Below are 14282 nucleotides of genomic sequence, written 5' to 3'. Positions count from 1 at the left end.
CTAATTTGGCGTTGCGGGTGCTTTGGTTTTTCCATTCGAATTAGTGTTTTTATGTTGATTCGAATCGTTTGGCTGACAGGTACAAGGCGGCTCAATCACTTTAGATTGCAAGCTCGTAATCGCCAAGCCTCGAACCCCTTGTCCGCCAGAAACCTCTTTAAATTGAATGGTCACACTTAAGGTTTGTTTTTGTTGGTACTGGGGGTTTTTATAGACCACTAAAAGCGGCATATTAGCTTGCCATATAGCGCCATTAACCGGTTTAATCTCAGGGGGCAGTTGAGCGACTGCGCTCACAAAATAATTATTTTTCTGCACAGCTTCAGGTAGTTTGGAATCATTTAAAGCCTTACTATAAGCAATCCAGCCGTCAGCGGTAAAAAATTTGGCTATTTCTTTTTGGCGCTGTAAGAAATTTTTATAATTATACGTATACGTTGCGGCAATGGCTTCGTTGACCCAAACTGAACGCTCAATCTCTTCTTGAGCGGCCAAGGCAGGTAAGGACACTTGCAATAAAATGACTAAAAAGAAAGCGGTGGTACGCTTGAAAGCCATGATCTTTATCTCCTTATGAATATCCATTTATTGTACCGAATCCAATCCGCTTATTAAACGACCATGGTTTAAAGGCAGAAGGATGGTGAGGTCTAATATTAAACATAACTTCATCTTAGCTGTCCATTTGTAGTAGAATCCATCAATTGAAAATCAATCAGGGTTTTCTGCAAATGCTTATTACTCAAATCGACTTCTATCAATAGCTGATGTTGCTTTTAAGCAAATCTGCTACCGTAAGCATTTGCAGAAGGCCCTCTTATTATTCATTATAAGGGGATATTGTGGATAGCAATCGCTTTTATTTTGCTAATCGAGAAAACGTCAGTCGCTATCTCAATCGTTGGGATTTATTGCTGCTGATTTTAGTATTTTCTGTCCTCTTTTTTTTAGCCTGGGTGGGGAAACAAATGGCTGCCCCTTACTCTTTGGGTGAGCCTTTACCGATTTCATTAGACCCCTCTGTACTTCCTTTTTATGCCGGTCGTACCGTTCTTAGAATGTTTATTGCATTGTTTTTTTCAATTGCATTCACCTTTATCGTGGGGACACTCGCTGCAAAAAACAAACGTGCAGAGCAATTCATTATCCCTGCTATTGATATTTTGCAATCTGTACCGGTTTTAAGTTTTTTAGCCATCACTGTGACGGGTTTTATTCATCTTTTTCCTGGAAGTATGCTGGGGCCTGAATGTGCTTCTATTTTTGTGATTTTTACAGCACAGGTTTGGAATATTACTTTTGGTTTTTATCAATCTTTAAAATTGGTTCCTCACGATCTTCGTGAAGCCTCTTCCATGTTTCAGTTATCTCCTTGGCAGCGATTTTGGAAAGTTGAAGTGCCTTATTCCATGTCGGGACTGCTTTGGAATATGATGATGTCAATGTCTGCTAGTTGGTTCTTTGTGGTTCTCTCAGAAGCAATCGTGGTTTCTCATCAAGAAATACGCCTTCCTGGAGTTGGGTCATACATCGCGCTGGCCATTGAAAAAAGTGATTTACCCGCTTTAGGCTATGCCATCTTGACCATGATGGTTGTGATTTTTCTTTATGATCAAATTTTATTTCGCCCATTAATTGCTTGGTCGGAAAAATTTAAAATGGAGCAATCTCCCGATGAAGAAGAGTATCAATCTTGGTTAATTGATTGGATGCGCAGTAGTCGTTTAATGAAACACGTCGATTCAGGTTTAAATATCTTAAGAGACCGTTTTGTTAATGCCTCAATATTTACTCGATACACGGCTAAACCTGCCCGAGAAATGAGCGCAACGAGACTTCGTCAGATCACGTGGATTTGGAACACATTGTTATTGCTGACAATTTTAGGTGGTGCTTATACTTTATTGCAGTTTATTTTGGCTGAATTAAAAGTAAAGGATATTCTTCATGTGCTCTTATTAGGCTCAGCCACAGCTACTCGTGTTATCGTGTTAATTGTTTTAAGTTCGTTGGTCTGGATCCCTGTGGGTGTGTGGGTTGGGCGCCGTCCAAGATTGGCTCAAAAGGTGCAGCCGGTTATTCAATTTGCGGCTGCATTTCCTGCCAATTTATTTTATCCGCTTTTTGTTATTGCAATCGTTCGATTTAATTTAAACGTTGAAATTTGGGTCACACCGTTAATGATCTTAGGAACGCAGTGGTACATATTATTTAATGTTATTGCTGGGGTTTCTACCATACCCCGCGATTTGTTTTTAGCCGCGGATAATTTTGGGGTTAAGGGTTGGCAATGGTGGCGAACGCTCGCACTTCCTGGTATTTTCCCTTACTACATTACCGGCGCCATTACGGCTGCAGGAGGTGCTTGGAACGCAAGCATCGTGGCTGAATGGGTTCGTTGGGGAAACACAACCTTAAAAGCAACGGGACTTGGCGAATACATTCAAGCCAGTACGCTTGAAGGGGATTTTCCTAAAATTGCATTAGGCACCGCCATGATGTGTTTGTATGTACTATTTTTTAATCATATTCTTTGGCGCCCGTTATACCGGTTGGCTCAAGAACGCTTTAATATGAGTTGAGATCTTCATGTCTGAAACCATTATTTCGATAACCAACCTGAGAAAGGCTTATAAAAAAGCTGCTGCCCAGGATTTACTGGTTTTAAAAGACATCGATTTTGAATTAAAAGAAGGCGAGATCGTTGCACTTCTTGGTAAATCTGGCTCGGGTAAATCGACGTTGCTTCGCATCATCGCAGGGTTAATTGCGCCAACGAGTGGGAAGGTGACGTATCGTGGTAAACCGGTGCAGAGGCCTGTACAAGGCATCGCTATGGTGTTTCAATCGTTTGCCCTTATGCCTTGGCTTACCGTGCTTGAAAATGTGGAGCTTGGCTTAGAAGCGCAAGGGATCCCGAGAGAAGAACGACGCCGCCGTGCGATTGAAGCGATTGATATTATCGGGCTTGATGGGTTTGAATCGGCGTTTCCAAAAGAGTTATCTGGCGGGATGCGACAGCGTGTTGGATTTGCACGCGCTTTAGTGATTAATCCCGATGTGTTGTTGATGGATGAACCTTTTTCTGCGCTAGATGTGTTAACTGCAGAAAACTTAAAGTCTGACTTATTGGATTTATGGCAAGATAAGAAAACCAATACCAATGGGATTTTGTTGGTCACCCACAATATTGAAGAAGCGGCGATGCTTGCAGACAGAATTATAATTTTAGGCAGCGATCCTGGATATATTAGTGCGGATCTTAGTGTAAAACTTCCACAACCAAGAACATCAGAAGCGCCCGAATTTAGAGCGCTGGTTGATCGTATTTATACGTTAATGACAACCGGTCCAAGAGAAAAAGCCCGTCATGTTCGTGAGCGCCAAATTGGGTTAGGTTATCGCTTGCCGGATGTTGAGCCATCCGAGCTATCTGGATTAATCGAAACCATGAAGTCTTTCGAAGATCGAATGGACTTACCTGAATTGGCTGACGAATTAATGATGAATGTGGATGATTTATTCCCCATTCTTGAAACACTTGAGATCTTAGAGTTTGCTCGCGTATTGAATGGGGATATTCAGTTAAGTGAGCTGGGAAAACAATTCTCAGAGGCTGATTTACAAGAACGAAAACAGATCTTTGCTAAACAATTATTAGAAAAAGTCCCATTAGCTCGCTATATTTGTAAAATTTTGGATGAAAAAAGTAGCCATTATGTTTCTGAAGAGCGCTTTTTAAGCAAGCTAGAGGATTATTTAAGCGAAAAAGAAGCCGATCGTGTGTTACGAACCATGATCGATTGGGGGCGTTATGCAGAATTGTTTGCTTATGATTTTAATACCGGGATATTAAGCTTAGAAAATCCAGGAATACCTAGCGAATAACACATTTTGTTTTCCAAGCTATTGGGTTGGACCGTGGGATGCCGCGCTGATCACAGCGCCCCGCTACACTTACTTACTGGGGCTTTGACAAAGTACCCCACTACACCTACTTGCTGCGGTGCCGACCGCAGCATCCACCGATCTGATGTTATTCATACCGATTAGAACTAGGAAGGATCAGGACGCTTCCTTCGATTTTTTAACCAGATAATCTAGAATTGCTAGCAAACGTTCCTCGGATTTAGCCATTTGCAAATCCGTTTTGTATTTGTTTTGAACTAAAACCGCAGGAACGGCGGCAATTTGATAACTGGCCATCATGCGTTTACTGTTTGTGAGTTCGATGTCAATGCTCGGAGAATTATGAAACGCGCTGCTTACGACGTCTGAATCCAAGCCCTGTGATTGTAAAAACTGAATCATGGCCTCATTGCTATTCAGTTGCTTTTTATCGGTTAAAATGGCCTTGAAAAGAGCAGGAGCAATTGTGTCTTGCAAAGATAATGCTTGGGCAGTATAAAAAGCTTTGGCATAGTATTCCCAGTCCTTGTTAAAAATCACAGGAACTTTTTCATAAAAGACTTGTTTGCCTTTAGCACTCACCCAGCTATCTAATTTTGGCTCAAGTCGATAGCACCAAGGACATCCGTAACTGAAAAATTCAGTAATAATGACTCTCTCATCCTGCGAGGAGTTGTTTCCTGGGACTTTAATAACGACGTAATCTTTCCCCGCAACAAATTCCTCAGCAAACGATAGAATGGGAAGAAGTAATAATAAAACAACAACACTTAATCGTTTTAACATAACGTTTACCTTACAACGCAGAAAGGAAGTATTGTACACCATTTCTTGGGTTAAGGTCTTTTATAATAAAATAAGAAAAGAGTGATTAGCACTGATAAAAATACATGCTAATGCAAACCTGATAAATAATAAGACACCGCCTCCATATCCTCTTTCCCCATGCGATTTGCGATGTCATGCATCATGTCGTATAGATCGCCGGTGCGTTTTCCACTTTTAAAGGCTTCTAATTGCTGAATATTATATATCGCATGTTGACCGGATAAGACTGGAAAGCCAGCTTCTGCATTACCAAGACCTTGTGGCCCATGACATGCGATGCATGCCGTAATGTGTTTTTCAAAATTTCCACCACGATAGAGTAATTCGCCTGGTTTGACATATTGTTTAGGGGTGGTTAAGCGCGCTCGTGGCTGAGCCGTATAAAATGCGGCTAAATCTTCCATATCTTGAATTGTTAAATCAGCCATAACAGGGGTCATCAGCGGGGAGCTTCGTTTTTTTCCTTCTTTAAAATACTTCATTTGCTTGATTAGATAATCCGCATGCTGACCAGCAAGATTTGGCCATTCTGGATTATTGCTAACCCCAGTAGGTCCATGACATGCAGCACAAACAGAAGCTTTTTCTTTACCTGCCTCGGGATTACCCTCTGCAAAGGCCAATAATGAACAGCATAAGAAAAGCGTAAAAGCTATTTTTCTCATCGGTTTCTCATCGGTTAACACTGATTTAATGGTACACTGTCTTGAAGAAACTCTGCAAATTATAGTTATCGAAAGTTTGATATCAGTAAAATCCACATTTTGCTTATATCAAACTGGCTTATTTTTGAATGGCTCTTGTACAAAAGCTTCGTCTTTTGTGGCGAATTCACGTTAGTTAGGTTTTATGCTTATGATAAACAATAATCCTTATAATCAAGCACAATTTTTAAAAAGCGCTGCTCGTGTTGAACATTTGCCAGAAGATTCAGGCTTTGAAGTGGCTTTTGCTGGTCGCTCCAATGCCGGCAAATCCAGTGCCTTAAATTGTTTAACAGGCATACGTCAGCTAGCAAGAACAAGTAAGACACCAGGACGCACCCAACTAATTAATTTGTTTACTTTAGAAGATTCTAGTCGTCGCTTAGTTGATTTGCCTGGTTATGGCTACGCCAAGGTTTCAAGGCATGTAAAACAGGACTGGCAATTGCATTTGGCTCATTATCTTGAAATACGTCAGAGCTTAAAGGGCTTAGTGTTGCTAATGGATATACGCCACCCTTTAAAAGAACTGGATCAAATGATGGTCGATTGGGCCATATCACGCAATCTACCCGTACATATCTTGTTAACCAAAGCTGACAAGTTAAGCCGAAGCCAAGCTCAAGCATCTCTTCATCAAGTAAGAACATGTTATCAATCGGTTAAGGACTTAGTGAGCGTACAAGCTTTTTCTTCCTTGAAAAAGCAGGGTGTGGAGGAACTGATCAATAGGTTAAATCAATGGTTTGAATATGCGAATTAAATTCCTGGTCCTCGTTCTTTTGGAATATCATCCATTGGAAAGATGAGATCATCATCTTCCTCTTCGGCCGCGACAGGAGAAGCGCTTTGAGGGGCTTGTTTAGTCATGTCACTTGCCTCTTCTTTAGTATCTTCGGCCGCGACAGGAGAAGCACTTTGACGAGCTTGTTTGCTCATGTCAGTTACCCCTTCTTCAGTAAGGCTTGAGCTTGCCTGGGTTTCCTGGCTTGAAGTAGGAAGCCTCGCTTCACTCTCGGCTTTAATGGCGTTTCTCAATGCGTTCACTCGACGTTCAAAAAATTTATCGCATGCTGGTTGAGGTAGTGGGGAAGAAAGAATAGGAATCGGCCCAGAACCTGCTGTCTTCGGTGAGGAGGATTGAGTTTCTGCTGCAAATTCAATAAGACTGCGTTGAGTTTGATGCTCATTATTTTTTTGGGGAAATTTAAATTCTGGGGGCGTTCTTTGCATCTTTTTGGCTCCATTTCTTTAAACATGAAAGTCATTTTTAATGAAGCAGAATAAAATGTCAATAAATCGTGAAAACTGCTCATATTGAGAACGGTGGCTGCCAAGCTTTTAAACACTTCAGTCATCAATCAGTTTAATAATGGCAGAAAAATCTAACGCTTCCATGCCTTCGTTTACCAACGATTGATATAATTGTTTTGCTTTTGCTCCAAGCGGTGTTTTGACGCCTGATTGTTCCGCACATTGTTGGCTGAGCTTTAAATCTTTAAGCATCATGGCGGCAGTAAATCCGGGCTTATAATCCTGATTCGCAGGTACCTGGTCTAAAACATCTGGAACCGGCACATATTGGTTCATCGTCCAGCATTGTCCTGAAGAATTAGACACCACTTCATGGAGTTTTTGGGCACTTAATCCTAGTTTATCCGCCAAGACAAATGCTTCGGATACGCCAATCATGGTGATACCAAGAATCATGTTATTGCATATTTTAGCCGCTTGCCCGCTCCCCGCAGGTCCTGTATGAATAATTTTTTTGCCCATAGCCAGCAAGATGGGATGCGCTTTACCAAACGCCTCTTCTTTACCACCTACCATGAAGGTCAACGTACCGGCAGTTGCGCCTGCAACACCACCAGAAACAGGCGCATCCAGTGCAAAATGACCCTGTTCATATGCTTTTTCTTGAACGTCTCGTGAACTAGCTACATCAATCGAGGAGCAATCGATAAAAAGCGTGCCTTTTTTAGCCGCGGCAAATAATCCCTCATCACCTAGGCAAACGGCTTTCACTTGCTCCCCAGTTTGCAACATCGTAATCAACACATCGGCACTTTTAGCTAGCGTCGTCAGTGATTCAGCAATAGAGCCGCCTTCTCGTTGTAAAGCCGTCATCGTGTCCGATTTGCGATCAAAACCAATCAATTCATGGCCTGCTTTCATCAAATTTACCGCCATGGGTAACCCCATATGACCAAGCCCAACAAATCCAATTTTGGCCATGTTATTCTCCCTTGTTCATGTGGGTTCGATATCAGAAAAATCCAAATGTTGCTGATATCGAACGGGCTTATTTTGAATGGAACCCGTAGAAAAACTTCGCTTTTTTACGGGATAATGTTCATTTAGCGCTACAAAAGTTACAAATGATTTTTCTGTCGAACTCACGTTCGTTAATGGGTTGGCATAATAAATGATTCTTCGTGAATTTTAGTTGCTGGCCAGCGTTCGGTAATGGTTTTACGACGTGTATAAAAACGAATGCTCTCATCCCCATGCATGTTAGTGTCACCAAAAGACGATTGCTTCCAGCCTCCAAATGGATGACTTGCAATTGGCACAGGAATTGGAATATTAACACCAACCATTCCAACCTGTACCCGCTGGCAATACTCGCGGGCTGTATAACCATCACGAGTAAAAATGGCTGTTCCGTTTCCATATTGATTGCGGTTCACTAAATTTAATGCGGAATCAAAATCAGGCGCGCGTACTATAATTAAGACCGGCCCAAACAATTCATTTTGATACACCGCCATGTCTTCTTTGACTTCATCAAATAAAGAGGGCCCAAGAAAAAAACCATTTGGGTATTCTGGATGGGTAAAGTCTCGGCCATCCAAGACGAGTTTTGCGCCTTCTTGAACGCCTTGATTAATGGCTTTGATCAAGCGTTCATGATGCGCTTTACTGATGACAGGTCCCATATCTACTTGTTCTGCATCACCTGCATCTATGCGAATGGCTTTAATTTCTGGTATGATTTTTTCTAAAAATCGCTCGGCAGTGTGATCACCTACCGTTACAGCGACAGAAATCGCCATGCACCGTTCTCCTGCAGAACCATAGGCTGCTCCTGCAATGGCTTTCGCTGCAAAATCCATATCCGCATCAGGAAGAATGAGGCAATGATTTTTAGCGCCACCAAAGGTATGCGCACGTTTACCATGATGGGTCGCCGTTTTGTAAATATATTCAGCGACGGGGGTAGAGGCAACCGCAGTATACGCTTGAATATCTGGATGATTTAATAAAATATCTACCGTATTTTTATCCCCTTGCACACAATTGGCAACCCCATCGGGTAGGCCTGCTTCCTGAAGCAGCTCAAGTAAACGAATGGGGGCGGATGGATCTTGCTCGGAGGGTTTTAGGATAAACGTATTCCCACAAGCGATAGCCGGGATCATCATCCAAACCGGCACCATCACAGGAAAGTTAAAGGGTGAAACCCCCGCGCAAACCCCCAAAGGTTGATGCAGTGTAAAGCAATCAATTTGGTTGGAGACGTTTGCGGTAAAGCTCCCTTGTAATTGAGTGATCAAACCACAATGAAGCTCAACTACTTCAATGGCTCGTGCTACAGAGCCCTTGGCGTCTTCTATGGTTTTACCGTGCTCCTGGGTGACTATTTTGGCTAATTCAAGATGGTTTTTTTCTAATAAATCACGGAATTTAAATAATATCCTTGCCCGTTTAATAGGCGGGGTTTGTGACCACTCAAAAAAAGCGTTTTTAGCGGTTTTAACGGCCTCATTGCAGAGTGTTTCATCGGCAAAAAACACTTTACCAATCGTTTCGCCTAAGGCGGGATTATAGATGTCTTTGCTGGGTAAATCAGAGTAGAGCCTTTTTTTACCAGCAATAATATGAGGAACGTGGTAAACCATCACTAAACTCCTTTTTAGAAGGCTATGCCAAATATAAACCGTTTTACTGACTGCAAAAACCGAAGGGCTTGATTCAGTCGTTATAAGTTGAAAGGGTAACTTGATAGTGTCGATTTGTACCGCTACCTTGTGCAGTGGTTTCAACCACTTCAAATCGACTGTGTTCACCTGCTTTTTCTAGCGCATTTTGAATTGCTTCACTAATCCCGGAAGGAGATGTTCCGGTAAAGTCTCCTATTTTTTTTGTTATCATCCTTTTATCTACCTTTTAAATATTTCCTAACTACAGCACACGTTAGTTTAGCACGCTTACCTTAATTTGCTCACCTGACTTATTCTTAAAGATTAAGCAAATGTTCTAAGCCATAATAAAGAGAATCTAGCGCTTTAACTTGCTTGCAGGCGAGAAGCATGCCTGGCATAAAACACGATCGGTCAATGCTGTTATGAGACAAGGTTAATGTTTCACCTTGGCTACCAAATATCACGTCTTGCTTGGCTAAAAATCCAGGTAAACGTATCGAATGTATATTTACTTGGTGATGCGTGCCACCTCGCGCCCCTTCAATAATTTCTCGAAGTGGAAGTTCATTTTTATTTTTTTTTCGACTTTTGGCAATCATTTCCGCGGTTTTAATGGCTGTGCCAGAGGGGGCGTCTAATTTTTGTTGATGATGCGATTCTATGATTTCAACTTCGCTGAAAAATGGTGATGCTTTAGCGGCAAATTGCATCATCAACACAGCGCCAATTGAAAAATTGGGTACAATTATACCCCCTAATTGTTTTTGGTCACATAACGCTTTAAGTCGTACGATGTCAGCTTCAATAAGGCCACTGGTCCCTATTATAGGATGCGCGCCGCTTTCAATAATGGCCAAACTATTTTCAAAAACATAATCCGCTCGTGTTAGATCAATCACAATTTCGGCTTTAGTTTCTGCAATGCTCTGACTTAAATGATCTTGACTTCCCAATGCTGCGACCAGTTCAAAATCAGGATGATTTTTAATGGTTTCGCAAGCCAAAGACCCCATTTTTCCGCGTGCGCCATTGACGATAACTCGTGTTTGCATAGATGAACAATCCTATTAAATGAATCAGGTTTCAGGTGGCTCCTGACTCCTGACCCTAAGATGGTTTTTTACCTTTTTTTTCAGCTTTTTCGCCTTCTGTCGAAGCATGAACTACTCGCCAAGCCCACATGCTTGCGGGGATCCATCCGATCAGGGTGGCTTGTAGTACTAACGTAATGATTGCGGCACCGGGGTTATCATTAATCAGCATCACAACCCAAGGTAAAAAAATAGCTAAAATGGACATTAATATCTGTTTCATAAACCATTCGCCTTTCAAATGAGATTAATTAACTATATACATAAAACTCGTGAATTGGGCAAATTAACCAGTCCAATATACCCATAATCTTTCAAAAGGCGAGATTTTTGACGCATTTATAAAGAAAAGTATAAAAATCGCCTTTTGAAAGATTATGGGTATATAACTTGCTTGCTATCCTAACTGAATTAATACAACTTGCAAAATGGAATTAAACCTTATACATTGCATGGTCAATTTTTACTGCCTGATGAGGGTTTTCGCATGAGAAAACACGAATTGCATCCGCGCACCGCAATCATTAATCAAAAACAAAAAAATTTATCCAAACACGCCCGTTTGGAGGCACTACGCTGGTTGGCTGGGCGCTTTCCTAAGGCATTCGATAATACCGTCCAAATTCGCCCTTTAAAAAAAGGAATTTTAACTGATCTCATGGAATATGCTGAGGAAGCAGAACAAGCCGGCATCTCAAAAAGTAAATTGCGCGAAGCTTTGGTTGTATTTGCACGCCGTATTGATTATTTAACCTCATTAAAAGCGCGTGAAATGCGGATTAATTTAGAAGGCGAACCGGTTGAAGAAGTGACTGAGGAAGAAGCGGAGAAAGCGGCCGCAAAAATTAGGCGTCGAGTCGAAAAAAGCGCTAAAAATGCTCGAAAAAGTACTCTGGTTAAGCCAACCTTTTCAGGCAATGCAAAGCCTTCTTTTCCTTCAACTTATGCAAGTGCGGAGCCTAGTCAAACTTATTATACGGATCGTGAATCCACTCTTAACCACACCTTATCTAATGCGGCTGCCTCAAAGCCTGCAACCGTGGTTGTTAAGCACAAATCCGCTAGACCATATGATCCAGAAGCTGTGGCCAGATTAAAGCAAAAACTAGGATTATCTAGAAAAAAGGTAGTTACAGAGTAAATTAGTTTTATTTTGCAAACAAACTAATCCGCGGCAAAGCCGCGGGATAGTTAATTTAGATTTAAGTAAAATATTAGAGCACTATGACCCAGAGGCGCACAAAATCTCAAGCGAGTTTGTTCCTCCAGGCTCACCAATGACACTGCCTCGTGTTACCAAGACATATGCATTTTCATCAACCAATCCTTTTTGTAAAAGATATCCAATCATGGTTTGATTAATCTTATCATTGCTAATTCCACGATAATCGTAATAGAGTGGAAACACATTATTGACTAAGCTCAATTTACGAACGGTTGCTTCATTATCTGAAATCGCAAAAATTGGTGCGATGCTTCGCTGTCGAGACATCCAAACAGCCGATGCGCCTGATTCGGTTAAGGCTACAATAGCGCCAATGGGAAAATGATTGGCAATGTGCATACTGGCCATGGCAATGGCTTGATCTCGTCTTAGATAATGACTTGTATCATGGTTGAGCTTATAGAAAAACGAAGCATGTTTTTCTGCACTGATACAGGTTTTATCTACCATGCTTATCACTTTCACGGGATATTGGCCGCTGGCGGTTTCTGCCGATAACATGACCGCATCCGTTCCATCTAATATGGCATTGGCTACATCAGATACTTCCGCACGAGTGGGCTGAGGATGATTGATCATTGATTCCATCATTTGTGTCGCGGTGATGACAATTTTATTCAATAAGCGTGTTTCTTTAATGATTCGCTTTTGAATCGCGGGCACTTCAGCAGCACCAACCTCAACGCCTAAATCACCGCGTGCTACCATAATACCATCCGCTGCGGTAATAATTTCGGTTAGATGCTCTAAGGCTTCGGTACGCTCGATTTTAGCAATAATGGGGGTGTCCGGTGCATTGAACTCTGACAGTAAACGACGTGCGTCTTCAATATCTTCTGCATTTTTAACAAAAGACAAAGTGATGTAATCCACGCCAGCCTTAACTGCATTCGCCATATCCTGCTTATCTTTACTGGTTAAAGCGCCTGCTGCTAAGCCACCACCTTTGCGATTAATCCCTTTGTTATTGCTGAGTTTTCCGCCTTCAATCACTTCACAATCGATAAATTTGTCCCGGATTTCAGTCACCAACAGCTCAATCAGCCCATCATCTAATAATAAATGATCGCCTGCACTGAGTTCATCACAAAGACTAAGGTAGTCCACACTAACGCCTGATTCGTTCCCTAAAGGTGGCTCAGATAAACAATTTAGGGTGAACGTTTGTCCATTTACTAAGATGATGGAATTATTTTCAAATCGCCCTACTCTAATTTTGGGGCCTTGGAGATCGGCCATGATAGCCAGAGGATGATTTAATTCTGCAGCAATTTTCCTCGCTAGTTCGATGGTCTCTTTAAACGTACTGCCGGCATGGGAAAAATTGATTCGAATCACATTCACACCTGCTTCAAGCATGGCACGTAATGTTTTTTCATTGTTGCTGGCAGGTCCTACGGTTGCAACTATTTTGGTACGTCTCATTTTGCTCGCTCTTCTAAAATCGTAACAGCTGGTAATTTTCTTCCTTCCAAATATTCAAGAAAAGCTCCACCTCCGGTGGAGATGTAGGAGATTTGCGAGGTTAAGTTATATTGATCGATAGCAGCTAATGTTTCACCGCCACCTGCAATTGAAAAGGCATCACTGTTGGCAATAGCAATGGCTATTGCTCTTGTGCCATAAGCAAATTGGGGTAATTCAAACACACCAACTGGGCCATTCCAGAGAATGGTTTTCGCTTCATCAAGGATTTCAATATACTTAGCAACGGTATCCGGCCCGATATCCATGATCATGTCATCGCTGGCTATACTGCTTAAAGATTTGTTAAATGCAGGACATGTTTCACTGAATGATTTGCCTACTACCACATGAGTTGGCAAAGGAATTTTACAGCCTTTTTCTTTTGCTCGAATTAGGATTTTTTTAGCTTCATCAACAAGCTCAGGCTCATAAAGGGAATTCCCAATCTCATAGCCTTCCGCTTTTAGAAACGTATTGGCAATACCGCCTCCTGGTATCAACACGTCGACCATATTAACCAATTGATTTAAAAGTGTTAATTTCGAAGATACTTTAGCTCCGCCCACAATGGCCGCAATGGGGCGCTCAGGCGCTTCCAAAACATGTTGTAATGCTTCAAGTTCACGGACCAGCAAAGGCCCTGCCGCCGCAACAGGTGCATATTCTGCAACACCAACTGTGGATGCTTGAGCGCGATGCGCCGTTCCAAATGCATCCATTACAAAAATATCGCAAAGCCCCGCAAGTTTTTTAGCTAAGTGTCGGTTATTTTCTTTCTCACCTTCGTTAAAGCGAACGTTTTCGCACAAGATAAGTTCACCAGGTTTCGCATCCACGCCATTTAAGTAATCCGTTACAAAATGAACTGGATAATCAAGATGAGAGGAAAGATAGTCTGCAACGGGTTTTAACGTATAGCGTGCGTCCTCGGTTCCTTCTTCTGGGCGACCAAGATGAGATAATACTATCACCGCTGCCCCTTCGGCCAATGCCGATTTTAGGGTTGGAAGAGCAGCTTGTAAGCGCTGCTCGCTTGTAATTAATCCCTCTTTGATAGGGACATTTAAATCTTCTCGTATCAAGACCCGCTTATTTTTGAGGTCAAGATCACTCATTTTGATAAGATTCATGG

The 14282-nt window shown here is 41.9% G+C and carries 15 protein-coding genes; 4 read left to right on the top strand and 11 right to left on the bottom strand.

What is annotated here, in order from left to right; genetic code table 11:
• Positions 1-558 carry a DotI/IcmL family type IV secretion protein gene (locus E1O41_RS08505; RefSeq protein ID WP_131776890.1) on the bottom strand — a complete coding sequence of 186 codons (558 nt, stop codon included), beginning with the start codon at positions 556-558 and terminating at the stop codon, positions 1-3.
• 284 nt (positions 559-842) lie between these two features.
• Here E1O41_RS08505 and E1O41_RS08500 point away from each other — a divergent pair, with 284 nt between their 5' ends.
• Positions 843-2582 carry an ABC transporter permease gene (locus E1O41_RS08500; protein ID WP_131776889.1) on the top strand — a complete coding sequence of 580 codons (1740 nt, stop codon included), beginning with the start codon at positions 843-845 and terminating at the stop codon, positions 2580-2582.
• A 7-nt stretch (positions 2583-2589) separates the two neighbouring features.
• On the top strand, positions 2590-3888 hold the full coding sequence (locus tag E1O41_RS08495) for an ABC transporter ATP-binding protein (RefSeq protein ID WP_131776888.1): 1299 nt from the start codon (positions 2590-2592) through the stop codon (positions 3886-3888).
• A 177-nt stretch (positions 3889-4065) separates the two neighbouring features.
• Here the strand turns inward: E1O41_RS08495 and E1O41_RS08490 are convergent, their stop codons facing one another.
• Positions 4066-4695, bottom strand: a complete 630-nt coding sequence (locus E1O41_RS08490; RefSeq protein ID WP_131776887.1) for a thiol:disulfide interchange protein DsbA/DsbL — start codon at positions 4693-4695, stop codon at positions 4066-4068.
• A gap of 107 nt (positions 4696-4802) precedes the next feature.
• Positions 4803-5402: a c-type cytochrome gene (locus E1O41_RS08485; RefSeq protein ID WP_131776886.1), complete on the bottom strand. Its 600-nt coding sequence runs from the start codon at positions 5400-5402 to the stop codon at positions 4803-4805.
• A 190-nt stretch (positions 5403-5592) separates the two neighbouring features.
• Here E1O41_RS08485 and yihA point away from each other — a divergent pair, with 190 nt between their 5' ends.
• On the top strand, positions 5593-6204 hold the full coding sequence (yihA, locus tag E1O41_RS08480; protein ID WP_242603902.1) for a ribosome biogenesis GTP-binding protein YihA/YsxC: 612 nt from the start codon (positions 5593-5595) through the stop codon (positions 6202-6204).
• On the opposite strand, the gene E1O41_RS08475 is transcribed toward yihA, so the two are convergent.
• From E1O41_RS08475 to E1O41_RS08450, 6 genes are all read right to left on the bottom strand, one after another.
• A complete protein-coding gene (locus E1O41_RS08475) occupies positions 6201-6674 on the bottom strand; it encodes a hypothetical protein (protein ID WP_131776885.1) in 474 nt (157 codons plus the stop codon). The genes yihA and E1O41_RS08475 overlap by 4 nt on opposite strands.
• Before the next feature lie 117 nt (positions 6675-6791).
• A complete protein-coding gene (gene mmsB, locus E1O41_RS08470; RefSeq protein ID WP_131776884.1) occupies positions 6792-7676 on the bottom strand; it encodes a 3-hydroxyisobutyrate dehydrogenase in 885 nt (294 codons plus the stop codon).
• Between the two features lie 170 nt (positions 7677-7846).
• Positions 7847-9343, bottom strand: coding sequence for a CoA-acylating methylmalonate-semialdehyde dehydrogenase (locus E1O41_RS08465; protein WP_131776883.1), 1497 nt, complete (start codon positions 9341-9343; stop codon positions 7847-7849).
• 73 nt (positions 9344-9416) lie between these two features.
• Complete coding sequence (locus tag E1O41_RS08460) at positions 9417-9596, bottom strand: dodecin family protein (protein ID WP_131776882.1); 180 nt, start codon at positions 9594-9596, stop codon at positions 9417-9419.
• Positions 9597-9681: 85 nt separating this feature from the next.
• Complete coding sequence (gene dapB / locus E1O41_RS08455; protein WP_131776881.1) at positions 9682-10419, bottom strand: 4-hydroxy-tetrahydrodipicolinate reductase; 738 nt, start codon at positions 10417-10419, stop codon at positions 9682-9684.
• A 55-nt stretch (positions 10420-10474) separates the two neighbouring features.
• The gene (locus E1O41_RS08450; RefSeq protein WP_131776880.1) at positions 10475-10681 is read right to left on the bottom strand and encodes a YqaE/Pmp3 family membrane protein; all 207 of its coding nucleotides are present in this window, start codon (positions 10679-10681) and stop codon (positions 10475-10477) included.
• Between the two features lie 264 nt (positions 10682-10945).
• Between E1O41_RS08450 and E1O41_RS08445 the strand changes: the two genes are divergently transcribed.
• Positions 10946-11599 (top strand): ProQ/FinO family protein, encoded by a 654-nt coding sequence (locus E1O41_RS08445; protein WP_131776879.1) that lies wholly within the window; start codon positions 10946-10948, stop codon positions 11597-11599.
• A gap of 81 nt (positions 11600-11680) precedes the next feature.
• Here E1O41_RS08445 and pyk read toward each other — a convergent pair whose 3' ends face one another.
• Positions 11681-13108, bottom strand: a complete 1428-nt coding sequence (gene pyk / locus E1O41_RS08440; RefSeq protein ID WP_131776878.1) for a pyruvate kinase — start codon at positions 13106-13108, stop codon at positions 11681-11683.
• Positions 13105-14280, bottom strand: a complete 1176-nt coding sequence (locus tag E1O41_RS08435) for a phosphoglycerate kinase (protein WP_131776877.1) — start codon at positions 14278-14280, stop codon at positions 13105-13107. Before E1O41_RS08435 ends, pyk begins: the two co-directional genes overlap by 4 nt.
• Positions 14281-14282 lie beyond the last annotated feature (2 nt).

Origin of the sequence: Legionella impletisoli (assembly GCF_900639875.1) — a bacterium.
Lineage (GTDB): Bacteria > Pseudomonadota > Gammaproteobacteria > Legionellales > Legionellaceae > Legionella_A > Legionella_A impletisoli.
The sequence above is the reverse complement of the archived record's forward strand: the minus strand, read 5'-3'. Positions and strand labels throughout refer to the sequence as shown.